Consider the following 25,124-nt stretch of genomic DNA (forward strand, 5'->3'; position numbering starts at 1 on the left):
CTCCTATCAAGGCTTCATAGAATTATCAGATTTCTCCATTGAAAGGTATGCATTGATAAACCCATCCAGTTCACCATCCATGACCGCATCAACATTTCCTTCTTCATAATTGGTTCTATGGTCTTTTACAAGAGTATAAGGACAGAAAACATAGGACCTTATCTGGCTTCCCCATGCAATTTCCATCTGAACCCCTTTTAAATCCTCTATTTTTTCCTTCTGTTCACGTTCTTTCAACTCAAACAGCTTTGCTTTCAGCATTTTCATTGCAGTATCCTTGTTCTGGAACTGGGAACGTTCTGTTTGACATGAAACAACTACACCTGTTGGAATATGTGTTATTCTGATGGCTGAATCAGTCTTGTTAATATGCTGTCCTCCGGCACCGCTGGCTCTGTACGTATCAACTCTTAAATCATCCGGATTAATGTTTATCTCTATAGTATCGTCCAGTTCAGGCATTACATCTGCTGACGCAAATGACGTATGTCTTCTTCCTGACGAATCAAAAGGAGATATTCTTACCAAACGGTGAACTCCTTTTTCAGATTTAAGATATCCATATGCATTCTCACCAATTACGTGAATGGTTACGCTCTTTATACCTGCTTCGTCCCCATCAAGGTAATCAAGAATCTTTACTTCATACCCCTTTGCTTCTCCCCACCTTGTAAACATTCTCAGAAGCATTTGCACCCAGTCCTGAGCTTCAGTTCCTCCTGCTCCCGCATGCAATGTAAGAATGGCATTATTTTTGTCATAAGGCCCGGTAAGAAGAGTTTCAAGCCGCAGTGCTTCCAAATTGTGTTTAAGTAGTTGAAGACCTTCACCTACTTCGGGTATCACACTTTCATCCTGCTCTTCGAGTCCAAGTTCTGACAGTGTAAATAAGTCCTCCCACTGTGAGGTTATATTATTAAACCTATCTATCTTCGTTTTCAGAATTTTAGTCTTCTGCAATATCTTTTGGGAATTCTCCATATCATTCCAGAATTCCGGCTCAGAAGCTTTATGCTCCAACTCCGCTATTTCATCACTTATACTAGCGATGTCAAAGTGAAGCCCTCATTTCCTCTAAATTGCTTTTCAAGCCTTGAAGCTCCAGCTTATATTCTTCCAGTTCAAGCATTTAATCATCCCTTTCAAATTAAGTAATACTTTTATTATATCCGACATATCAATTTTCTGCTATTATTTTTATCCAAGAATAAATTTTTCTATTGCCTTGGCTACCCCATCTTCGGTATTTGTCGCAGTTATATAATCAGCTGCCTCTTTTGCACAGTCTTCTGCATTTCCCATTGCAATTCCAAGGCCTGCAAAATTAAACATAGGAATATCATTTTCATTATCCCCGATAGCAATCATTTCCTGAGGCGGAATCTTCAGTACCTCAGCCAAACGTTCAAGAGCCTTTCCTTTGTTGACACCCTTATTAACAACTTCAAAATTATTATAGTTAGAACTTGTTACGTCAACGGTTTCAACAACAGACAGTTTCTTTCTTACCGTTGCTAACAGTTCGGAGTCATCAGAAACCGCAACAAATTTAAGTACTTTACCGTCCAACTCCCTGAGCTTCCTTTCCATATCCGTAACTATGTCAATTTCCACTCTGTCCTTTTTAGGAAGAGCCTTGTTCTTTTCATAGTACTTTAGAGAGTTATAATCAAGTCTTTCAGTCAACATGGTTTCTCCGGCATATACATGAAAATATATGTTGTTCTCATGAAAAATATCAAGTATTCTAAGACAATCCCCTGTATTCATGAAATCAGAGTAAATCACCTTGCCATCAGTATTTTCCCTTATAATTGCTCCGTTGCATGCTATTATGGGATCCATAATACCCAGCTGCTTTGCATAAATCCTTGCACCTGAGTATACTCTTCCCGAGCATATAACTATCTTTACGTCCTTTTCCGTTGCCATATGTATAGCAGTCTTATTTCTCTGTGAAATTTCCTTGTTAGTATCCAGCAAGGTTCCATCCAAATCAATTGCTACCAACCTGTACATTTCATCCTCCGACTCCTTTGTACCTCTGCACAAATCAATATTTATCAGCAAAAGTCCTAATTCTTTTCATAGCTTCAATTATATTTTCCATTGACGAAGCATAACATGCACGCACATAACCTTCCCCACATTCACCGAAAGCTGTTCCCGGCACTACAAGCACTTTTTGCTCAATAAGAAGTTTTTCGCAGAAGTCCTCAGAACTAAGGCCTGTTTTCTTAATACATGGAAAAACATAAAATGCTCCTTTAGGCTCATAGCATGAAAAACCTGCTTTTCTGAAACCGTCAATTGCTACTCTTCTTCTCCTGTTGTATTCCTTTGACATCATATTTACATCATCTTCACTGTTCCTAAGTGCCTCAATAGCAGCATCCTGAGCAGTTGTAGGCGCACACATGATAGCGTACTGATGTATTTTCTTCATTTCATTTATTAAGTCCTTATGTCCGCAAGCATATCCCAAACGCCACCCTGTCATTGCGAAGGATTTGGAAAATCCGTTTATTACAAGCGTCCTATCCTTCATTTCAGGAAAACTTGCAATGGAAGTATGCTTTCCTTCGTAAGTTAATTCACAGTAGATTTCATCCGACAAAACCACTATATCCCTGTCCTTGAGAACCTGCACAAGTTCATAAAGGTCTTCTCTGCTCATTATCGCTCCGGTTGGATTGTTGGGAAACGGTATTATAACTACTTTTGTTTTTTCTGTTATTGCAGCTTCAAGCTGCTTTGCGGTTAATTTGAAATCATCTTCCTGCTTCAGTTCAATGGTAACCGGGGTAGCTCCTGTAAAACCTGTACACCCCTTGTAAGCTACAAAACTCGGTTCAGGAATTATTACTTCGTCTCCGGGGCCTACAAGAGCTCTCAATGCAGCATCAATTCCCTCACTTCCTCCTACCGTAACCAGAATTTCGTCTTCCGGGTTATAGTGGAGGTCAAACTTGTTGCTGAGATATTTGCCGATTTCCTCTCTCAGTTCAATAAATCCCGCATTTGAGGAATATTGTGTGTGTCCGGTTTCAAGAGAGTAAATACCCGCCTCTCTGATATTCCAGGGAGTAATAAAATCCGGTTCCCCTACACCAAGAGATATGACATCTGTCATTTCATTAATCAGGTCGAAGTATTTTCTGATACCTGAAGGCGGTACTTTTTTTATTTTATCCAAAATCATATCCTTCATTATCATAGGAATATCTGCTCCCTTCTATCTACAGTCTTTTCCTCAAAAATTGTACCTTTGTCCTTGTATTTTTTCAGAACAAAGTGAGTTGCTGTACTAAGGACAGATTCCAGAGGGGCAAGCTTTTCCGAAACAAACAAAGCTACCTCTTTCATAGTTCGTCCTTCAATAATAACTGTAAGGTCAAATCCCCCTGACATCAGGTAGCAAGCTGTAACCTCCGGATACTTGTAAATCCTGTCGGCAATTTTATCAAACCCAAGACCTCTTTGCGGTGTTACCTTTACTTCTATAAGAGCAGTAACCTTTTCTTTTTGAGTTTTATCCCAATTAATCAAAGTACTGTAGCCAACTATTACTTTGTCGGCCTCATATTTCTTAATCGCCGCCGCTACCTCTTCAACAGGCAGACCCAGCATAACCGCTATCTCATCCGCACTAGCCTTGCTATTATGTTCTAATATTTCCAGAATTTCTTCCATGAAAATCTCCCCTTTTCTTATTTTTTTAGAAGCCCAGCGGCTTAATCTTTTTTAGCAATAAAAAAAACCCGTGTCCTTGTATAAACAGGGACGAAGGTTTCCGCGGTACCACCCTAATTAATGCTATGTAGCATTCTCTTAAATAAAGTGCGGCAACATAAAAAACTATTGCTTACACCATCAGCCTGTAACGTGGCCTCAACGTCTTTTTCTACTAACAAAATATTGTGATAACATTCTGCGTTGGAAAAGCTACTCCAGGGCTGCCTTCAGTAATATCAGTACCGGACTCTCACCCACCGTTCTTTAACGGCCGCCGGCTCTCTTAAATCTGATGAATACTTACTCTTCCCATTCACAGTATTTAATTTATTCATATATGTATTATATTAATACACATCAAAAAGTTTACACCTAAAAAAGCTATTAGATAAATTATAGTTTAGTTTAATTCATTATTCAAGTTTTTTCTTCCTTGATAAAATCAGAAAGCTGACCTTCGTATTTTTTCAGTGTACCAACAACTTCAACTTTCAGAACCTTTAGCTCTTGCTTGATATCCACAAGCTTTTCTTTTTCCTTCTCCACCTGCTGCTCAAGCTTTTTCTTTTCATCAACAGCTTTCTTTTTGGCTTCTTCTATAATATTCTGTGCCTGCTCCTGAGCTGTAATCAACGCATTTGCCACTCTCTCACGGTTTTCTTTTATTTCAGAGAGACTTTTACTGATTTCGTCATACTTGTTTTTCATATCCCTATATTGGGTTTTTATATCAACAATTTCTCTCTCTTTTACTTTTAGTTTATCTTCGTATTCTTTGTTTATTTTTTCAAGATATGAATTAACATCCTTTTTGTTGTAACCAAAAAATGAGGTTGAAAATATTTTTTCTCCTGACATAAATTTTATCCCCCTGTTATATGGAAAATACTGTGTATATTGGTACTTATTCCATAATAACATGAAATGTCCTTCATTATCTACTAATTTTTTAGAAAACGAAAAACACGCCCCGAATCAGATAGCGTGTTTTTTATTGTATATTATATTATTTTTATAAATGTTTTTGAATTAATTCTGCAAATTCGTCTTTTGACCTGGCACCAACTATCTTCTCAACTGCTTCTCCACCCTTGAATACCATAACCGTAGGTATGCTCATTATCCTGAACTGAGCTGCAAGTTCGCCCTCTTCATCAACATTAACCTTTGCTATTTGGGCTTTTCCGTCAAATTCATCTGCAAGTTCTTCCATAATTGGAGCAACCATTCTGCAAGGGCCGCACCATGATGCCCAAAAGTCTACAACAACCGGTTTATCTGACTTTAAAACATCTGATTCAAATAACTCCTTTGAAATATTAGTAATTTTATCTGACATAAATTATACCTCCATCAATATAAATATTTCTTAAAACTTAATTTAATAATACCCTATTATTCAGGAAATAAACATAGATATTTTAGTATTCCTTCAAAGACGTAATATTAACTTTATTTTCGTCCTTTGATACAAGAACTCCTTCCAAAATCTCAATAAACTCACCTCTATACGAAGCCTTGAGATCATTTTTCAGGTTTATGACCTTGTTTTCATTTTTATTATTAATATATATATTTCCGTTTCCTGTGACAACAATATTTTCAGGAGATTCTGTTTCTTTCATACTGATTTTTGTCCATTTATCAGTTAGCTCACTGTTGTCTTCAATCTTCTGTGAATAAATCTCGGTTACCATGCCATTATCGTCCAATCCACCGATGTACAAAGTATCATTCAGATCAATTCCCAAGACTGTAACGTTTTTTACGTCTATAGGAACTTTGTTATTTGATTTCTTTATTCCGTCGTATATATTTATCTGTTTTCCTTTTTCCTGATAAACAAGTTTGTTTGTGTAAGTGCACTCTTTAATAACAATACTTGAGTCCACAGTCATAACACGAGCGTATTGACCCATTACATTAAACCTGATTATCCGCGCCCTTGAATCCGAAGTTTGCACCTTTGCATAAACCATATTTGTATAAGGTGAAAGTTCGATATCCTTTACCTGGCTTTTTGCAGGGAGTCCTGACAACTCAGGATAATCTCTCGACGTTTCTGAATCAGCTTCATATGTGGAAACCTGAACTGTACCGCTCTGTCCGCTTTTTGTATCTGAAGAGTAAATTACCATGTCTCTGTCAGGAAGCCAACGGAAATAGGTAATCTTGTCTTTTCCCGTTCCTGCCACAGTTTTGCTCTTTCCTTTGTCTACATCTATTACACGAAGTTCCCCGTCAATCAAATATGCTCCGAACTTTGCATTAAAGGACAGGCTAGTCCTTTGTGCTCCATCAGGCACTTTAAACTCACCTGTGGCAGGTTTTTGCTTTACAACCTTGTTTTCAGACACACTTACGTCAATATTTGTAGATAAAAAAACATTATTCATATACAATAACACTCCAAACTGGAATATCACTGCAAGGAGTATCCATTTATACCATTTAGCTATATTTTTCACAACGTTTTCTCCTTTTCTAAGGCATTACAACAAATGCCGTAGCTACTGTTCTTTCCCCTAAAGCATCCGACGGGGTATTTACAACTTTTCCGTCATAGAACATGGTTGCTGACGAACCTCCATCAAGGTTTGCAGCATTTACTGCTCCGTGTTCCAACATAATATCCTGAACTTCTTTTAACGTTGCTCCAAAGGACTTGAGGCTTCTTCCGTCAATAACCAGAAGCATTACCGAGCCATCCTCTTTTTGACCTATTGCAGTTCTTGGAGATATTCCCCAACCGCCGTCACCTTTGTTAATAGTAGGCTTTCCGTTTACAATCAATGGCGGGCCGAAACTTATTCCCTCTTTAACATTATATTTAGTTAATTCCGCTTGGGAATGTTTTCCTACAATCAACATCCCCTCTTTAGTAAATGCTATGGTATCTCTTTTTGTATAGTTATTTGTCAGCTTTCCGCTGATATATTTACCATTGTTTATTACAAAGCCAAGTGCAACTCCTCCGGTTCCTGCCCAACCTGTATCAATAAAGCCTCCTCCATTAATAGCGGCCACTGCTCCGGTTCTTCTTGCAATACTGCTGGTGGTTTCTCCTGCCCTCGGCATTTTGCTTGAATAACCAACCTTGATACGCGTAGGGTCATCAACTATAATCATTTTCCCTCTGAAATTTCTGCTCTCAACATCAAAGTATTCAAGATTGCTGTTATGTTTTACACCGAAGTTCAACATTTTTATGTCTTCAGTATTTACATTGGAGATTGCATATCCGTCGCCAAGTATATTTGCAATAGCTTTATCGGACAAAAAGGTTTTAGCTATAACCTGTTTTGTCATTGAATTCCACACCATTCCGGTGGCGGTTCTTTTTACATTATCAAAAGGCCCGTAGAATATTAACAGCGGTGTTGTTATTGACATAAAGATAAACTCAAATATTAAGAATCCTAAAAGACTTCTGAGCCTGCCTTTTTTCTTTTTCTTGTTATTGGCAGACTTCTTTTGTATGGTCTTTACCTGCTTTTCGTTTAAAGAAATAGTATCGTAATTCATTAGTCCCCCTAGATTAAACTCAAGCTTTAAATAATTCTCCAGCTTGAGAATATCAAATTCTCAATAATTCCCCTCACAACAAAAAAGTATACACATATTTAGTGTATACTATAGTTATACTAATTTTATATTATAATCCGCAAGTGTAATATTTTCAAACATTTAATATAAATGTAATATTTAAATTCAGTTTCTTTGTTTAATAACCACTCTATCTAGGATTCTATGAATCCTTTCAAAAAGCAATCCTGCTACAAACCATGCAGGTGCATAGTCTATCCGAACCAGCCCCTCTACGGCAAATTTTCCATAATACCTCCAAGGGTATACATGAAGTAGACTCAGCAATATCTTGCCTGTTGAATATTCTATTCCCCATATTATTACAACCCAAATGATACCTCTCAAAAATATATTCCAGCTTCGGATAATATCATGCAAAGGTTCCAGGAAAATAGCACTTCCATATATAAAAAACATCCAGAGGCTTGTATAAGCCTCAAGACTGGCATTACCGTGTGTCAGGGAATATAGCCCTGTCCAGACGATTTCCATGCTCCAGCCAACCATTCCATAAATAAAAAATCTCTTAATCATGCTATTATTATTTTCACAAACAGGTATTTTATTTATTATTTTTATACTTTGCAGCATGTATTATTTTCCATATACTTGAAAGGTTAATTTTTTGTAAATACTACCAATACGGGTTTCAATATGTTATGATAACAAATAAACATTTCTGGAAAACAGTACTTAGGTTAGGAGGATGAGTATGTATCTAGTCGGTAAAATCAACGTAATATCTACCTTACCAGAAAAATTCAAGAGATTGAATGATATCGCTTATAATTTGTGGTGGACATGGAATTCGGAGGCAATTGATCTTTATAGAGAAATTGATTTGGAGCTGTGGCAAAAGGTTGACAAAAACCCTGTTCGTTTTTTACAGGAGGTAAGTCAGAAAAAACTTCAAGCAAAACTTTCAGATGAGGAATATTTGAGCCGTCTTGATAAAGTAGTTGCTTCCTTTGACAGCTATATGTCAGAAAAGAACACATGGTTTTCTCAAAATCATTCGGAACTCACCGATAAAAAAGTAGCATATTTTTCGGCTGAATATGGTTTAAGTGAGGTTCTTCCCATATATTCAGGGGGTTTGGGTGTTTTGTCAGGAGACCATTGTAAGTCTGCAAGTGATTTGGGAATACCATTTACAGCAATTGGACTGTTTTATAAGCAAGGTTATTTCAGCCAGAGGATTAACAGAGATGGCTGGCAAGAAACCTGCTTTAACGATTTAAATATTTCTCAGCTGCCCATGCTTCCAGCTTTAAACGCCAACGGCGAACAGGTTCGTATAAGCATAACCTTTGCAGGCCGCACTGTGTATGCAATAGTCTGGAAAGTACAGATTGGCAGAATAAACCTTTATCTTATGGATACAGATGTTGCTGAAAACAGCCCTGCAGACAGGTCTCTGACCTCCAGACTGTATGGCGGAGATCAGGAAACAAGAATCCAGCAGGAGATTTTCCTTGGTATAGGCGGTATCCGTGTACTTGATGCTATCGGCATACAGGCAAATGTGTTTCACATGAACGAAGGACATTCCTCCTTCATGGGACTTGAATTAATAAGAAAACTGATTAACGAAAGACATCTTAATTTCAATGAGGCAATGGAGGTAGTGGCAAATTCCTCAATATTTACTACCCATACCCCTGTTCCTGCAGGAAATGATGTTTTTCCTTTGTTTATGATGGATAAATACTTTGGAGATTTCTGGGGTCAACTGGGCCTCAGCAGATATGATTTTCTTGAACTTGGTCTTAAAAATCCTGAAGATCAGAATTTCAACATGACTGTTCTGGCACTTACCCTTGCAGGCAGAAAAAATGGTGTGAGCAAACTTCATGGTGCAGTATCAAGAAAGATATTCGGTGACGTATGGCCTGAAGTACCCGAGGACGATGTTCCAATAACCTATGTCACTAACGGAATACATACACTTACATGGCTTTCACCAAAAATTAAAGCTTTATATGATAAATATCTGGATAGAGACTGGCAAAAGAAAATTTATTCTGAAGAAACCTTTGCGAATGTAAATAGTATCCCCGACGAGGAATTATGGGCTACTCATGTTGAACTAAAAAACAAACTTATAACCTTTATAAGAAACAGATTGAAAAAACAAAAGCTTGCCAATGGTGAATCCATGGAAGCTGTAAGACAGGTAGACAACTTTTTGGATCCAAACGCACTTACAATTGGTTTTGCCCGACGATTCGCAACTTACAAACGTGCCAATCTGATATTCAGAAATCTGGCAAGAATACAGAAGATTCTGAATGATCCTGAGAGACCAATGCAGATTATTTTTGCAGGAAAGGCTCACCCTGCGGACGGTCCTGCCCATGATGTCATTAAGAACATAAATGATATTGCCAAAATGGAAGGCTTTTACGGTAAAGTAATCCTTCTTGAAAACTACAATATGACGGTAGCCAGAAATCTGGTGCAAGGTGTTGACGTATGGATGAACAACCCCAGAAGGCCTTTGGAAGCCAGTGGTACCAGCGGTCAAAAAGTTTGTATAAACGGAGTTATAAACTTCAGTATACTGGACGGCTGGTGGTGTGAGGGCTACAACGGTGAAAACGGTTGGATAATCGGCGATGAATCCGAATTTGATAACGAGAACATACAGGACAATACAGACAGTGAATCTATTTATGATACACTTGAGCATAAGATTATTCCTCTTTACTACAATGTAAATGAAAATGGTATTCCTACCGAATGGGTACGCTTTATGAAGAACTCTATAAGTTCTCTTTCATGGAATTACAGTACCGACAGAATGGTAAAGGAATACACCGGCAGCATGTATGTTCCTGCAATAACAGGAAATTCAAAAATATGTGACGATAATTATAGCCTCGCAAGGTCCATGTGCGGGTTTAGGAGCCATTTAAATTCAAACTGGCATAACGTACAGCTCTTTGCAGAAAAATCAGCAGGCGACCTTAAATATTATAAAACAGATTCATGTCAGGAGATATATCTCTCAACAACTGTTTGCCTTGGTTATATAGACCCGTCAAATGTAATTGTTGAGGTATACTATGGTACATTGTCAAACGGCAAAATAGAAAATGCTCAAACTGCAGAAATGCATTGTGACGAAAAGACAGGTGAAGGTACCTACAGGTATTCGATTAATCTTAAAATCTTTGATGGAGGAGAATATGGCTATACCTTCCGTATAACTCCAAAACATGAGCATTTAATAAACAGATTTGATACAGGACTGATAAAATGGATTAGGTAAACCAATTCATGAAAAGGGAGTGTCGCAAAACTACTTAGAAAGTAGTCAGTGATGCTCCTTTCTTTTGCTCCAATATATATTATTGCTAAATTGTTGATTATCCTGTAGGATATTCCTGATTTTATTGAATTTGAGCGCACTTTAATAGGCCTATTAGATTTCGTTGGAATTTTAGCAGGCTTTTATTTCATGAAGTTCTTTTCCACATCGGTCATTTTGAATTTTGGAGTGTAGCTTGTTTATGTTATAGCCAAAACACAACAGCATAAATTCCGTTTTGACACTGGTTCTCCCTCTAGTTAAAAATCGTTTAAAATTATAGTCACTTTTTAGAACCCCAAAGGCTCCTTCAACTTGGATGGAACGATTTACTCTTAGAAGAATGCCTTTTTCCGTCAAGATGTTTTCATAAGATTTTTGTCTCTTTTTTACAAATGTTTTAGATACCTGCATTTTGCGATTTCCTTGGGCTTTTGTACACTTAGACTTATAGGGGCAATTACTACAATCTTCACATTCATATATGCTAATCTCGGAACGATATCCTGTTGCAGATTTTCTATGAGTTGTTCCTGACATTTTTAATTGTTTTCCATTATGGCACGTATACTCATCTTTATCTTCATCATATTTCATATTTTCACGTTTGCTGATATCTTTCTTGAAACTTTTCTTCTTCCATATCTTGTATGTTTGAGGTTTTATGTAGCTTTGCTGTTGCTTTTCTTCCAAGTACAGATAGTTTTCTTCGCTCTCATAGCCAGAGTCTGCAATTATATTTTCATAACACCTTCCTAAGTTTGATTCCATACTTTTTAGAAACGGGATCAGTGTAGCAATGTCATTCCTATCCTGAAAGACTCCAACGCCGGTAACATATTCGCTTTCTACACCAATCTGTACATTGTAAGCAGGTTTTAGCTGAGCGTTACGCATGTGATCATCTTTCATGTGCATGAATGTTGCATCAGTATCCGTTTTAGAATAACTGTTTCTCCCCTCGAACAGCCGGTTATGAGCATTGTATTTTTCCTGACGTTCTTTAAATTCCTTAAGCTGCTCTGTGAATTTCTGTACTTGAGTTTTACGTTTACCGATTCCATGAACGAATTCTATATTGTCTTCTTTTTGCTTATCCTTTAAATATTTAAGGACTTGCTCTAAATCCGCCAGTATACTATCTTTTGATACTGAAAAGTTAGTTAAATATGACTGGTTTATATCCACTAAGCAAGCTTTGATTTTCTCAAACATCTTTGCTTCGTTTTTATTGACTACTTTCTTCCATACAAAGGTATAGCGGTTTGCATTTGCTTCAATTTTAGTACCATCCACAAACAGGTTTTCGAATTTGACTTCTCCTATAGAATGCAGGTGCTGAACCATTTGATAGAATAGGTCTTCTATTGCTTCTGGAAGATAATCCTTGCGAAATCTGGCTATAGTTGAGTGGTCAGGCTTTGATTCCCCTTGGAGCAGCCACATGTAATTAATATCTCTTTTACATGCAGTTTCAATTTTTCTGCTTGAGTATATGTTATTTGAGTTTGCATATGTTATTATCTTGAACATAGTCTTTGGGTCAACTGCCGGTTTTCTTCCCGTAGAAGAGTAAGCCTTATACAACTTTGTGTAATTCAATCCCTCCAATATTTGGCTTAGCAGTCTGACAGAATCATCTTCAGGTATTAACATCTCCAAATTTAAAGGCAAAACTAATTGATAGTATCCGTTAAATCCGGTATAATTTTTATGTTGGATAAGTTTTTTCACAAATTAAATTATACAACACTTGCGGGCCCTACGGGACCCGCATTTTACTATTTTAGGTACAAAAAGGGGACTGCTGCACAGCGAATAAAATTTATTCATTGTGCAACAGCCCCTTTTATGTTATGTAGTTCTACTTTTCTGTATCCTTTTTAAAAGTAATTTCGCCTGTTTTAACAAAAGTCCCTTTAAAATCATAATACTTGCCTACACTGTCCTTTTTACCTTGTACGGTCAATACTACTTTTTCGATGTCAGGAACATTCTGAAGTGTAACAACAAATTCGTATGTCAAAGCATCTGCTAATCTCTTATTAGTTTCAAGCAAAGATGCAACTTTTTGAGGAAGGTCAGCAGTTATACACTTATTTTCCTTGTCAATTGCAGCGCTAAGCAAGTACAGCTCATCTGAAGCAAAAACTTCATTTAAAACATTTAATGTATCATTTTCTAACTTTTCTTTATCAAAAACTAACAACTCTGTTTGTGCAGGTTTATCTGTAACACCAACATCATATTTGTACAGTCTGACATTAACCTGCTTTGAAACTGCGTTTGTGTCATCTTTGGAGTCAGAGCAAGCAGTAAACAATGTAAGACTGACAGTTATTAAAACAAAAAGCAAAGCCAATGCCTTTTTTTTGTTAATTGTCATATGGTCCTCCTTTCAATTTAAGTTAATAATTTTATTTTATAACAAAATATGGACTTTTAAAAGTATATTTGACAAGAAATCCAATAGATTAAATAGTTATAGCCGGGAAACCTTACTCTCCCGGCTATAGTTTTAAAATTTTCGCTATGGTAATCTACACGGCTGTCCCGCTCCATTTTCCGCATCTGTCACCCCAGCACGCAACCGGGCTGTCATCCATTATAATCTGAACTATTTCGCACCCGTTGGAACAACCGTCACACTCAAGGCTTTTGGCGGTATAATCTCCCATGAGTCTGTCAAAGCCTGCAAACCCTGTTTTTTCATAGCTGCTTCCTAACCCTTCATGCGCAAGTATGGCAACCCCATATGCACCCATAACATCGTGATTTTCCGGAATAACTATTTTTGTACCCAATGCCATTTCAAAGGCCTGAATTATTCCTATATTAGCTGCTACACCCCCTTGAAACACCACCGGGCCTTCAAGTTTTTTGCCCTTTCCCAGATTTGCAAGGTAATTTCTTGCAAGTGCATCACACAAGCCTCTTACAATGTCTTCCCGTGAATAACCCATCTGCTGCTTATGTATCATATCACTTTCAGCAAATACGGCACATCTTCCGGCTATTCGCACAGGACTTTCTGACCTTACGGCGTACGAGCCGAAATCCTCAATAGAAATTCCCAATCTGGCTGCCTGTCTGTCGAGAAATGAGCCTGTACCGGCAGCACAAACTGTATTCATTGCAAAATCATGCACTACATTATTTTTCAACAAAATTATTTTTGAATCCTGTCCGCCTATCTCAATAATTGTCTTCACATCAGGAATTTCTTTCTGGGCTGCCACAGCATGAGCGGTTATTTCATTTTTTACAACATCAGCACCCACTATAGCTGCGGCTAACTGTCTTCCACTGCCTGTTGTTCCTACACCGATTATCTCAATACTTTGACCTAATCTCTCATACATATCCGTCAAGCCTGTCCTGATAGATTCTATAGGCTGACCGTCGGTTCTCATATAGAGTTTTTCCAACAAATTATTGTTCTCATCAATCAAAGTTATATTTGTGCTTACAGAACCTACATCAATTCCCATAAAGCATTTTACTCTGCCCATTCAAATGTTCGTCCCTTCTCTTTTTAAGTAAATCAATAAATGCTTCAACTCTTGTTGCAAATCCTGCTTCCCCAGTCATTTCATCCCTTATTACAGTCATAATAGGTATGCCGTAATCTTCCTCAATCTTCGGCAGAATTGCCTGAGATACTATTTCAGGCATACAGCCTAAAGGATAAAGGTGAATTACCCCGTCAAAGCCGCGCAAAGCATTCAAAACACTATTTCCGACAGTGTGCTGTGCATGTCCTCCAACCATGTGAGGCATATATTTCTTTGCAGCCTCTTCATATTTATTATCTTTGAGAAATGGCAATCTTTTTTTTACCATTTCATTAATAATCCATCCGCTTACAGTCACAGGCCTTGTAACCATTACTCCCATTTCGCCCAGCATTTTTTCCACCCTGAAATTCGCATATGGCTCAATTGTAGTAAATATTTCACCAACAATTCCTATTCTGAGAGGTTTTAAGTCCATGTTGACATCTACCTTATTTAATGCAAGCTCTGTATCTTTTATAAGCTTTTCTACTTGCTCTGAGCCTTTTACATTGAGAACATCCCTTTGAAAGCCTTGATAAATCTTGTCAACGCTCCCTCTCACCCTTTGAACTGCACGTTTTTCCCTTGCAAGCTGCTCCAGACTATCCAGCCTGACAGCAATATTTTTGGCAGAATTAATTACTCTGGCTATATTTAATACATTTGATGTTCCGCTTACCCTCCGAATACGTGATGCAAGCTCTTTTAAGCCCTGATCCGGTACCTCCAGCGTAATTAAATCCATCTTTATGCCAATATCTTGCGCCTGTTTTTTCAGCATCTCCCCGAAATAGCCAAGTCTGCATGGCCCGCAGCCTCCTGTAATAAGCATGGTGTCTGCTCCCATTTCATAGGCTTGTACCATATTTCCCACGAATAGCTTAAAAGGAAGACAATGAGCTTCCGCACAGTATTTCAGACCTATTTCCAGTGTTTTGTCACAATTTAGAGGAGGAACTACAAATTCTGCCCCAAAATCATCCAGAAAGGATTTAGCAATTATATAAGTGTTTCCCAGATGTGGAAATGTAAAAACCATTATCACGCCTCCTTACAATCATATCTATAAACGCCTCAAGTCTGGTTAAAAATCCGGCTTCTGCAGAATGCTCGTCCAGTACCAGTTTCATAAAAGGTATATCGCTTTCCTTTCTAATTTTGTTTTCAACAAGCTCATCTACAAAGCTGTCTACCCCACAGCCAAAAGATGTAAGTGCCAAAATACCGTCTATTCTGCCGCTCTTGATTAACTGTATGGCACCACCGTATGCCCTTGTGCCGTAATCCCAGAAGAATTGCTTATCCAATTCCTTACAGCTGTCTTTAGATACCAGATAATCCAGCATATCAAGCGTCACCACTTCTGCACCATATTTGTTCAGCTTTTTCGAAAGTTCCATATTGAGAAAGGTATCATAAACAGTGTAGCTGTGACCTATTATTGCAATAGTCAATTTATTCTTTTCCAGAGTTGAACCAAACTCCGTATCAGCAAATTTCAAGGCTCTTCTTTTGCCTTTATATTCATTTAAAGCATCCTTGTAAGCACTGCTTATTTTCTTCCTGTCCCCAGTCAAAAACTCCCCTGTGTAAAGAGCCGCATGCCATGAGTTTTTGGGAGAATCCCTTAAGTTTATTTCAGTATCGATTATTTTCGGAAGTTCTTTTACTGAATTACGTACCATGTCAGTTACTCCGCAAACTTCGGGACATATATACTGCTTCTTTGCAACACTGGTAAATCTTGGCATAAATATATAATCAACTTTGCCTATCAATTCCATTACGTGACCAAAATATGCCTTAATAGGAATACATGCTTCTGAAACACATGTATTTGAACCATTTGTCAGTATTTTTTTGTTGGTAGTATCAGAAACTATTACTTCTGCATCCAGGTTGCGAAAAAATGTTTCCCATAGTGTTGAATATTTGAAATAATATAATCCTTTTGGTATACCCACTCTTTTCATAAAAAAACCACCTCAATACAATTATTGACGTGGTTTAATTCTGTTATACAGGGATTGTTTTTTCTTCCCGTTTATTATTATCTTATTTCGATATTGCATTTGTATACGTCCAGTTTTCAATAGCTTTTCCGATAGAATTACCTATTTTAACCTGATTATTGTAATCCGCAAGCCATTCATACTCGGCAGGATTGGACATAAACCCTCCCTCAATAAGAATTGCAGGAGCTTGAGTAACAGTGCACACTGACAGGCTCTGCCATCTGTAGCCGTCGTCCTTCCTTTTGAGGTCAGTTATCAACTGGTCTTTTATATATCCTGCGGCTGCCTTTGAGCTGTCTTTCGAATACAGCACCAGCAAGCCCGTATGCTTTGTATAGTCAGCGGTTACATCCATTGAGTTATTATGGATTGAAACGGCAATATCAGGCTTTTCTTTCCTTATAAGATTAGCTCTGTCATTAAGGCTGACAGTCTTATCCGAAGTCCTTGTCATAACAACTGTTGCACCAAGAGATTGCAGATATTTTCGGGCATTTAGAGTTATTGAGAGATTTATCTGTTTTTCATATAGTCCGTATTTACCTATTGGCCCCGTGGCACCTGATTCCGAACCTCCATGTCCTGCATCAAGTAATACCTTTAAGCCCGTTAACGGTTTTGAGCCCATCCCTGAAATTCTAGGGGAGTTTTTAACGGAAAACACAAAGGAGCCATTTTTGTATTCTGCATAATAACCATAAAAAGTATTGGCTGATTTCAGCACAAAAGTATATTGTGCTCCACCGGAAACAGCCTTGTACTTAACAGAGGAAAAGGGTGCATCGGATGGTATTGATTTATTAACATTCATCCCTGACGTATTGTACAGAGTCAATGTAAAAGAGTTTGACTCAGCCGCCACACCAAACACCGTATTTACAGGCATCTTAAAGTTAACATCAATATAGCTTCCGTTTGAATTTACAGATATTGCTGAAATTTTGTTGGCCGTAAGTGCCTTATCGTTTACAACTTTTACATTACTTGTTGCTGTCCAGGCTCCGCTCTTTAAAAGGTAAAAACCGTTTTGCTGACCTACTATATGGTCTGTCGCACCATTTATCAACGGTGTTATTCTTGAATAACCCGTTGACGGTCCTGAACGAGCTACAACTTCTGCATCTTTTGTACTGACAACAGCATATTTATAGTATCTTGACGATTGTATACTTATTGTGTTGCGTTGCTTTGAGGTAATTTTTTTACCTTTGTATTCCATTACAAAAATCGGATTTCCAAGGCTTAAAATACGCTCTTTACCGGAGACTCCCGGCATAGTAAAGGTTCCTGAATATTTTGCAGGTGTCAGAGTTCCTTTGTTTGCGTCAACTGTAGCTGTCTGTTTCAACTCTGCCTTATAGCCTCCCATTTCAACCCATACCTTTGAACCTGAAGGAGCCTGACAGGAAAATACAATCTTTTGTCCTGTCTGCATAGTCATACTCTGCGTAGGAGAAAAGTAACCGTTTCTGAATTCAACCTTTGACATCTTGTACGTGCTTGAGGTTGTTTTCCCATTGCGTGTTATATTTAATACAGTTTGCTTACCTTTATGGGTAAATACAAATTTGTTTTCTCCGACTTTCAAATCAACATATACAGTAAAATAACCGTTACCTGAAACCTGAATTTTATTGCCATTAAGATATATTGGCTCTTTAGGGTCACCGCCACCCAAAATACTTATCTTTGACGCTGAAGTCTTATAACCGTTAGAAGGAGAAACTATATAAAGCTGTCTGTCCTCCGGTACGCCACTGCCGGGGTCTTTGCCGGATACAAATATTCCTCTGAGCTTGTCCTTTATACCAAGTGTATTATCTCTCAATTTTGCATATCCATAGAATATACTTCCGGCTACGGCATTGCTCTTCCTGTTATATGCAATTTGCTTTGGAATTTGCAAAGGATCAAGCCAGTCATTTGACTGTGTAGTATCATTTATTTTGTACGCTGCATGACCAACATACAGCTTCACTTTTGTACCGCTGCAAACATTTTTCCACCAGTTTACCAAAACAGAATAATCTGCAATTTTAAATCCCATATTCCAATAAATCTGAGGTGCTATGTAATCAATATATGCTTCCCTTACCCACTTTTTAGAATCAGCATAGTGATCATAATATGTTGATATACCGCCCTGTGTACTTGAACCTTCTATATTCCTGTCCTTGTTAGACCATATTGCAAATGGGCTTATACCGAACTGAACCTTGTTTTTTATATTTTTTACTGTATCATAGGTATTTTTAACAAGAGTGTTTATGTTATTGCGTCTCCAGTCATCCTTGTTTTTAAAATTACCCTTATATTTTGCAAAAGAGGCCGAATCGTTAAAATCAACACCCTTAGTTTCCGATTTAGAAGGATAGAAATAATCATCAAAATGTATACCGTCAACATCATAATTTTTAACTATTTCGGCAACCCCATCAGTTATCAGCTTTATAGCAGCCGGATTCCCCGGATCAAGATACAACTGCCCTGTAGGAGCCGCAACAACTGCGTCAGGTATTTTTCTGGCAGGATGATTAGCTGAAAGTACACTTACATTTTTGTCAGGTTTAGCCGTTGTCCCCATTGTAAGTCTCAGTGGATTAAGCCACGCATGAACCTGTATGCCTTCCTTATGTGCCTGTTTTATTATGTATGCCAAAGGGTCAAAACCACCATCATTTTCTTTCCCCTGTTGTCCCGTTAAGTATTTTGACCACGGGAAAATAGATGATTTATAAAGGGCATCCCCTGTAGGCCTTACTTGAAAAAAGATAGCATTAAGTCCCATATATTTGGTATTACTTATTATTTCATCCAATTCCTTTTTTTGTTTGTCGGCACTGATACCCGGCTTTGACGGGAAATCTATATTTGCAACTGATGCAATCCATACTCCCCGTAAATCCTCATTTTTAGATACCGTTTGTGCATTGGAGATATTTCCTTCGTAAGTTTTATCTGCAAACAGCCTGTAGCCGGCGATTGGCAGAATCGTTAGAAATACCAGCAAAATACATACTGCCACGATTTTTTTATTCATTTTAACCCCCAAAAACCCCCAATAGTTTAGAAATAACCAAAAATAAAACAATATTCTATATATTTCATATAATAAATATATAGCATTTATAGCAACATTAACAACAAGTGTACCAAAATTTAATATTCTTTTAATACTAAATAATTCTAAAAAAAATTGTATTTATCTTAAAGTTAATTTAAGGGACTTTTTGGGGCATACTTCCTCACACTTTCCGCACAAAATACATTCAACATTGTCAATTCTTTTTTTATTACTGCTTACGATTTTGCTGACTTGTATACTCATAGGACAATTGCTGTCACATTTTTTACAATTTACACATGACGATGAATCAATTTTTACATGTAAAGACGGATATCCTAGTCTGTTTTTAATTTTGCTCCCCAAAACCATAAATGGTGCCATCCAACAGACTGAGTGACAAAAGGATCTTTTTCCAAAGTTCAAGGATATTACAGCAATGAATATTACTACAAAAACATATATTATACATCCGTGAAGACTTGAGGCAGAAACACCATAGTCTGTCAAAAATACAGGATTGAATTCTTTTATTCCTCCTGCTGATATGAATCCTGCTATTACAGAGGTAAGCCATGGTACCCATATAAAGTATTTAATTAATTTCTGCTTTCTACCTACAGCTTTGTTATTAATATGTACACAACAATCCTGTACAGCTCCGGCAGGACATATCCAACCGCAATAGGCTCTACCAAAAAATAATGAAAAAAGAAATAATGCTAAAAAAAACAATGCACTTCCTGAAACAATCCCTGCAAAGCTTCCCTGTACAATAAGATATGGAGAGAAATAGTTCAGTGTTACAGGAAAAAGCAGCATGGAAAAAAGCAATAATGTATTTCTTATTTTTTGACGTCTCATTTTTAACACCCCTTGTCGTTGTCTTGATTTATATGATTTTTCAATAGTTTTTCAGCTTCATCCGCCCACTCAATATATGCTTTGTATATAAATTCTCCGAACAAAACCGTCAAAAAGTAGTATAAGTGATCGTCTTCTTTCTCAATAACCTTTTCCAGATTCGTCTTATACATCTGAATCATTTTCAAATCATTTATATGGCGCTCTTTGAAATTTTCTATTCTCTCAACATTCTCCCTGTAAGAAACCATGTTCCCAAAAAAAAGCTTCAATAGTATTTCATATTTTGTGTATTCCTTTGCTCCCGGTACACTAAGCCACTCCTTCAAAACCTCCCGGCCTTTTGCAGTAATAGAATAAACACTCTTTTCAGGGCCCTTTGAGTTTTCTCCCGTACGTTTTGTTACCATTCCGCCTTTTTCAAGCTGACTGAGGGTGGGATACAACTGGCCGTACCCAACCTCCCAAAATCTGCTTATCATATAATCAATTTTTTTCTTTAAGTCATACCCGCTGGAATCCTCGTGATTTAGTAACCCCAGTATTATAAAAGAGGTTGTATTTTCTTTCGCCATAATATCCTCCGTATGTATCAACATGATATAGTCTGATTATATCATGTTGATACAGATATAACAAGGGTTACTATAAATCACGATAAAATAAAAACCCGATTTGATTATTTGCAAAAACAAATAATCAAATCGGGTTTTCTTACTTAATAAATAATATTTTATTTATTAAGCTTTACCGTCACATCCAAGAACGTTAACAATCTTGTTCTTTACAAGACCCTTTATAGCCTCTCTAGCTGGCTTTAAATATTGTCTTGGATCGAAGTGATCAGGATGATCATTGAAATACTTTCTTATTGAACCTGTCATAGCAAGTCTCAAGTCAGAGTCGATATTTATCTTACATACTGCCATCTTAGCAGCCTGACGGAGCATATCTTCAGGAATACCTATTGCATCAGGCATTTTTCCGCCATTGCCGTTGATCATTTCAACAAACTCTGGGATAACGGATGATGCACCGTGGAGAACTATTGGGAAGTTAGGAAGTCTCTTTGAAACTTCTTCCAATACATCAAACCTCAACTGTGGCTTTGTTCCTGGTTTGAATTTGTATGCGCCATGGCTTGTACCGATTGCGATTGCCAATGAATCAACACCGGTTTTTGTAACGAATTCTTCAACTTCAGCAGGATTTGTAAATGCTGCGTCAGCCTCTGATACGTTAACTGCATCTTCGATACCTGCAAGTCTACCAAGTTCAGCTTCAACAACAACTCCTCTTGGGTGAGCATATTCAACAACCTGTTTTGCAAGTGCTATGTTATCTTCGAATGAGTGGTGTGAACCGTCTATCATAACGGAAGTAAATCCGCCGTCGATACATGATTTACAAAGCTCGAAAGTATCACCGTGGTCAAGGTGCAGACAGATTGGCAAACCTGTTTCTATAATAGCAGCCTCAACTAATTTCATAAGATAAGTATGGTTTGCATACTTTCTTGCTCCTGCTGATACTTGAAGAATAAGAGGAGCATTTACTTCTTTTGCTGCTTCAGTTATTCCTTGTACAATTTCCATGTTATTAACATTGAAAGCTCCTATTGCATAGCCGCCTTCATACGCTTTTTTAAACATTTCGGTAGAAGTTACTAATGGCATATTTATGCACTCCTTTATAAGAATAATTTTACCTTTATATTATATATTGTTTATCCAATTTTATCAGAAAACAATAAGGTAATTCTAATATTAACCAACATAAAAACTCACCGTTACTATTTTATGCAATATTATCTTTAAAATCAAGGGATATTTTGATATTTTTTTGACAAACCTAGGTAATGTATAATTGCATTTTCCAACTTGTTATGCTATATTTTAATTTGATTGCGGATTGTAATATCAGTCCTATTGAAGAAAGGTCTGGTAAGAGCAACGTATATATTAATAAATTAATATAAATATCAGGAGGTATATAAAATGACTGTTTTAAAAGGCGCCGCTATTTTTGGACAATCAGGTGGACCAACATCAGTAATTAATGCCAGTGCATGCGGAGTATTTCAGGAAGCATTAAAGCAAGATGCAATAACAGCTGTATATGGTGCAGCTCACGGTATCAAAGGTATTCTTGATGAAAAATTCTATGACATGAGCAAGGAAGATGCTTACGAGCTTGACTTATTAAAGACTACTCCTTCTTCAGCTCTTGGTTCTGTTCGTTACAAACTTAAATCAGTAGAAGAAGACGAAACAGATTACAAGAGACTTGTTGAAGTTTTCAAGAAATATGATATCAGATATTTCTTCTATAACGGTGGAAATGATTCAATGGATACTTGCAATAAGGTTAGCAAGTACATGCAGAAAGTTGGCTATGAATGCAAAGTAATGGGTGTTCCAAAGACTATAGATAATGACCTTTTCGGAACAGACCACTGCCCTGGATATTCAAGTGCAGCTAAGTATATCGCTACTTCAACTATGGAAGTTTACCATGATGCAAGAGTTTACAACACAGGTATGATTACTATACTTGAAGTTATGGGAAGAAACGCAGGTTGGTTGACAGCTGCAACTGCTCTTGCTGCTTACAAGGGTGCAGGTCCTGACTTGATATACCTCCCTGAAATTGATTTTGATATGGATCAGTTCCTTGCTGACTGTACTAGAATTTACAAAGAAAATGGAAACTGTATCGTTGCTGTTTCAGAAGGTATTAAGGACAAAAACGGTAAGTACATTTCAGAATACGGTTCAAACCTTGCTGATCAGAAAGATTCTTTCGGACATGCTCAGTTAGGCGGACTCGCTGCTACTCTGGCTGCAATTGTTAAGGAAAAGACCGGAGCAAAGGTTCGTGGAATCGAATTCAGTCTTCTTCAAAGATGTGCTGCTCACTGCGGTTCTGCAAGCGACGTAAACGAATCCTACATGTCAGGTCAAATGGCAGTAAGATATGCAGTTGAAGGTATGACAGACAAGATGGTTGGCTTTAAGAGAGCTGAAGGAAGCGAATACAAATGTGAAATTCAGTTACTCAATTTGGACGATGTTGCAAATACTGAAAAGAAGATTCCTAGAGAATGGATTAATGAAGCTGGAAATGGCTTAAAGCAAGAGTTTATTGACTATGCTTTACCATTAATTCAAGGTGAATCCACTCCTCCTAAGGAAGATGGTCTTCCTAGATTTGCAAAACTCAAAAAAGTTTTTGCAACTAAATAATAAAACTTACAATTATGACCACCCGTAAAACTGGTGGTTTGTGTTAGCTCTATAAGGGCTTATTACCGGCCAGCGTCTAAAAGACGCTGGCTTTTACTTTGCTAAAAACAACTATTGCCTGCACCGCCCCCTGCATGGCCAACCCACTATAAACATACTTGGAATATATCCAAATGAGTGAACATTTTGTATAATATAACCTATATCTACTAAGTTCTGAGATAGCGAGGAAAAATGAAAAGGAATCTGGCATTCAACAAAACAATTTTATCGGTAATCATACTCAATGTTGCTCAGGTAGCAATATTAATAGGCATAATGGTATTCCAGTATTTGAGGGATGCATCTGTTTTTATAACTTTTAACAGTGAAACCATTTCATATATAACAATTGTTTTGATTTCCTTTCTAAATACCTTTATCAATATAAAAGATATTCAACGTCTAGGGCAGATAAACTCTAAAAATGATACTCTTGTGCAAACACTGTTTCAGCTTGAGGAGCTGAACAAAACCCTGAGAGCACAGAGACACGATTTTATGAACCATCTTCAAGTGGTCTACGGACTTATTGAACTGGAAGAATTCAGTGACACAAAAGATTATATCGAAAAGGTTTATAACGATATTCAAAAGGTAAGTCGTGTCATGAGAACATCAAACCCTGCTTTTAACGCCCTGTTGCAGGCAAAAGTTCTTGCCGGAGAAAAAAGAGGGATTGAAACCAGACTAACGGTAAACTCCAGATTTGATAAAATCAAGATTCCCACTTGGGAGTTTTGCAGGGTCATAGGTAATATTATAGATAATGCCATTTATGCACTTGAAAACTCTCAAGGTAATAAATATATAGAAATTATTCTCCATGAAGACATTAAATACTACTATTTCACTATCAAAGACAATGGTTCCGGAATGCCACAGGATATTATCGACAAAATATTTGAAACAGGTTTTACAACAAAAGGCAATAAAGGTGAAGGCATGGGACTGGCTATTACAAAGGAAACCCTCCTTAATTACGGCGGAAGCATAAATGTACGAGTTGATAACGGTGAAACCATATTTGAAGGGCAAATACCAAAGTAAACTTTTGATGATGTAAACCGACATTTGTGACTATTTAATGTACTTTACGGCAATTACCCATTACTTATAGTAATTAGAACAATATAATATTACCAAAAGCATAAATAAATATGCACAAAAAGGGGGCAGTCTAATGTGGAAATATTGGATTTCATTGTACAAATAAGTTTTATACAGGGGCTTATACTGATAATAGGGGTTATACTTGTAATAGTAGAGATGTTTCATCCTGGGTTTGGCGCTCCGGGAATCACAGGTGCTATTCTGATAATCATAGGAATTATTTTTATAGCATCAACCTTCCAGCAGGCTTTGATTCTGATAGTACTTGTACTGGCAATTCTGGGAATTGCGCTTAGTATTATACTTCACTCGGCTACCAAAGGAAAATTGTCAAGGTCGTCTCTTATACTAAAGCACTCGCAGCAAAAATCAACCGGGTATATAGGTATGGAGGATCTGGAATTTTTTCTTGGCAAAGAAGGCATCAGCTACACTGTTTTGAGGCCATCCGGAGTAGTGGATTTTGATGGAGTTAAAATTGATGTAGTATCAGAGGGTTCATTTATTCCCCAAGGCAAAAAGGTAAAGGTAATAAAAGTTATCGGTAGGAGTATAGTAGTTCGTGAAATTTAGCTTTTCATTATAATGTTG

At 37.3% G+C, this 25,124-nt stretch carries 22 protein-coding genes and 1 other annotated feature; of the genes, 4 read left to right on the forward strand and 18 right to left on the reverse strand.

All coding sequences use genetic code 11. The features are described 5' to 3' along the window. Positions 1-6: 6 nt before the first annotated feature. From prfB to P0092_RS14985, 9 genes are all read right to left on the reverse strand, one after another. A protein-coding gene (prfB, locus tag P0092_RS14945; RefSeq protein WP_004621577.1) for a peptide chain release factor 2 occupies positions 7-1,129 on the reverse strand; the annotation gives its coding sequence in 2 pieces (ribosomal slippage) (positions 7-1,053 and positions 1,055-1,129; 1,122 coding nt in all). 68 nt (positions 1,130-1,197) lie between these two features. After that, on the reverse strand, positions 1,198-2,019 hold the full coding sequence (locus P0092_RS14950) for a Cof-type HAD-IIB family hydrolase (RefSeq protein ID WP_004621576.1): 822 nt from the start codon (positions 2,017-2,019) through the stop codon (positions 1,198-1,200). Between the two features lie 34 nt (positions 2,020-2,053). Then, entirely contained in the window at positions 2,054-3,217 is a 1,164-nt protein-coding gene (locus P0092_RS14955; RefSeq protein ID WP_004621575.1) for a pyridoxal phosphate-dependent aminotransferase, read from the reverse strand. Then, positions 3,214-3,693 carry an Lrp/AsnC family transcriptional regulator gene (locus tag P0092_RS14960; protein WP_004621574.1) on the reverse strand — a complete coding sequence of 160 codons (480 nt, stop codon included), beginning with the start codon at positions 3,691-3,693 and terminating at the stop codon, positions 3,214-3,216. Before P0092_RS14960 ends, P0092_RS14955 begins: the two co-directional genes overlap by 4 nt. 83 nt (positions 3,694-3,776) lie before the next feature. Further along, positions 3,777-4,061 (reverse strand) — a binding site (T-box leader). 91 nt (positions 4,062-4,152) lie between these two features. Then, positions 4,153-4,593, reverse strand: coding sequence for a DivIVA domain-containing protein (locus tag P0092_RS14965; RefSeq protein ID WP_004621573.1), 441 nt, complete (start codon positions 4,591-4,593; stop codon positions 4,153-4,155). A 154-nt stretch (positions 4,594-4,747) separates the two neighbouring features. Further along, entirely contained in the window at positions 4,748-5,074 is a 327-nt protein-coding gene (trxA, locus tag P0092_RS14970) for a thioredoxin (RefSeq protein ID WP_004621572.1), read from the reverse strand. 82 nt (positions 5,075-5,156) lie between these two features. Further along, positions 5,157-6,203 carry a hypothetical protein gene (locus P0092_RS14975; RefSeq protein WP_004621571.1) on the reverse strand — a complete coding sequence of 349 codons (1,047 nt, stop codon included), beginning with the start codon at positions 6,201-6,203 and terminating at the stop codon, positions 5,157-5,159. A gap of 16 nt (positions 6,204-6,219) precedes the next feature. Continuing rightward, entirely contained in the window at positions 6,220-7,260 is a 1,041-nt protein-coding gene (locus P0092_RS14980) for a phosphodiester glycosidase family protein (RefSeq protein ID WP_004621569.1), read from the reverse strand. Between the two features lie 186 nt (positions 7,261-7,446). Then, a complete protein-coding gene (locus P0092_RS14985) occupies positions 7,447-7,857 on the reverse strand; it encodes a putative ABC transporter permease (RefSeq protein ID WP_040759322.1) in 411 nt (136 codons plus the stop codon). 178 nt (positions 7,858-8,035) lie between these two features. On the opposite strand from P0092_RS14985, the gene glgP reads away from it, so the two are divergent. Next, the gene (glgP, locus tag P0092_RS14990; RefSeq protein ID WP_004621565.1) at positions 8,036-10,597 is read left to right on the forward strand and encodes an alpha-glucan family phosphorylase; all 2,562 of its coding nucleotides are present in this window, start codon (positions 8,036-8,038) and stop codon (positions 10,595-10,597) included. Between the two features lie 171 nt (positions 10,598-10,768). On the opposite strand, the gene P0092_RS14995 is transcribed toward glgP, so the two are convergent. From P0092_RS14995 to fba, 9 genes are all read right to left on the reverse strand, one after another. After that, positions 10,769-12,358 carry an IS1182 family transposase gene (locus P0092_RS14995; RefSeq protein ID WP_117407395.1) on the reverse strand — a complete coding sequence of 530 codons (1,590 nt, stop codon included), beginning with the start codon at positions 12,356-12,358 and terminating at the stop codon, positions 10,769-10,771. 142 nt (positions 12,359-12,500) lie between these two features. Then, complete coding sequence (locus P0092_RS15000) at positions 12,501-13,022, reverse strand: hypothetical protein (RefSeq protein ID WP_004616802.1); 522 nt, start codon at positions 13,020-13,022, stop codon at positions 12,501-12,503. A 154-nt stretch (positions 13,023-13,176) separates the two neighbouring features. Next, positions 13,177-14,148 (reverse strand): acyl-CoA dehydratase activase, encoded by a 972-nt coding sequence (locus P0092_RS15005; RefSeq protein ID WP_004616800.1) that lies wholly within the window; start codon positions 14,146-14,148, stop codon positions 13,177-13,179. Continuing rightward, positions 14,117-15,232 (reverse strand): 2-hydroxyacyl-CoA dehydratase, encoded by a 1,116-nt coding sequence (locus P0092_RS15010; protein WP_004616798.1) that lies wholly within the window; start codon positions 15,230-15,232, stop codon positions 14,117-14,119. Before P0092_RS15010 ends, P0092_RS15005 begins: the two co-directional genes overlap by 32 nt. Continuing rightward, positions 15,186-16,166: an acyl-CoA dehydratase activase-related protein gene (locus tag P0092_RS15015; protein WP_004616796.1), complete on the reverse strand. Its 981-nt coding sequence runs from the start codon at positions 16,164-16,166 to the stop codon at positions 15,186-15,188. Before P0092_RS15015 ends, P0092_RS15010 begins: the two co-directional genes overlap by 47 nt. Positions 16,167-16,248: 82 nt before the next feature. After that, complete coding sequence (locus P0092_RS15020; protein ID WP_004616794.1) at positions 16,249-19,248, reverse strand: family 10 glycosylhydrolase; 3,000 nt, start codon at positions 19,246-19,248, stop codon at positions 16,249-16,251. Positions 19,249-19,410: 162 nt separating this feature from the next. After that, positions 19,411-20,136, reverse strand: coding sequence for a 4Fe-4S binding protein (locus P0092_RS15025; protein ID WP_004616792.1), 726 nt, complete (start codon positions 20,134-20,136; stop codon positions 19,411-19,413). Between the two features lie 2 nt (positions 20,137-20,138). After that, entirely contained in the window at positions 20,139-20,711 is a 573-nt protein-coding gene (locus P0092_RS15030; RefSeq protein WP_004616791.1) for a PadR family transcriptional regulator, read from the reverse strand. 165 nt (positions 20,712-20,876) lie between these two features. Further along, positions 20,877-21,812, reverse strand: a complete 936-nt coding sequence (gene fba / locus P0092_RS15035; RefSeq protein ID WP_004616789.1) for a class II fructose-1,6-bisphosphate aldolase — start codon at positions 21,810-21,812, stop codon at positions 20,877-20,879. 321 nt (positions 21,813-22,133) lie between these two features. Here fba and P0092_RS15040 point away from each other — a divergent pair, with 321 nt between their 5' ends. The 3 genes from P0092_RS15040 (at position 22,134) to P0092_RS15050 (ending at position 25,106) form a co-directional block, all read left to right on the forward strand. After that, positions 22,134-23,381, forward strand: coding sequence for a 6-phosphofructokinase (locus P0092_RS15040; protein WP_004616787.1), 1,248 nt, complete (start codon positions 22,134-22,136; stop codon positions 23,379-23,381). A 234-nt stretch (positions 23,382-23,615) separates the two neighbouring features. Beyond that, entirely contained in the window at positions 23,616-24,470 is an 855-nt protein-coding gene (locus P0092_RS15045) for a sensor histidine kinase (RefSeq protein ID WP_004616785.1), read from the forward strand. A gap of 135 nt (positions 24,471-24,605) precedes the next feature. Beyond that, a complete protein-coding gene (locus tag P0092_RS15050) occupies positions 24,606-25,106 on the forward strand; it encodes an NfeD family protein (protein ID WP_004616784.1) in 501 nt (166 codons plus the stop codon). Positions 25,107-25,124 lie beyond the last annotated feature (18 nt).

It is taken from the genome of Ruminiclostridium papyrosolvens DSM 2782 (genome assembly GCF_029318685.1).
Taxonomy (GTDB): Bacteria; Bacillota; Clostridia; order Acetivibrionales; family DSM-1351; genus Ruminiclostridium; species Ruminiclostridium papyrosolvens.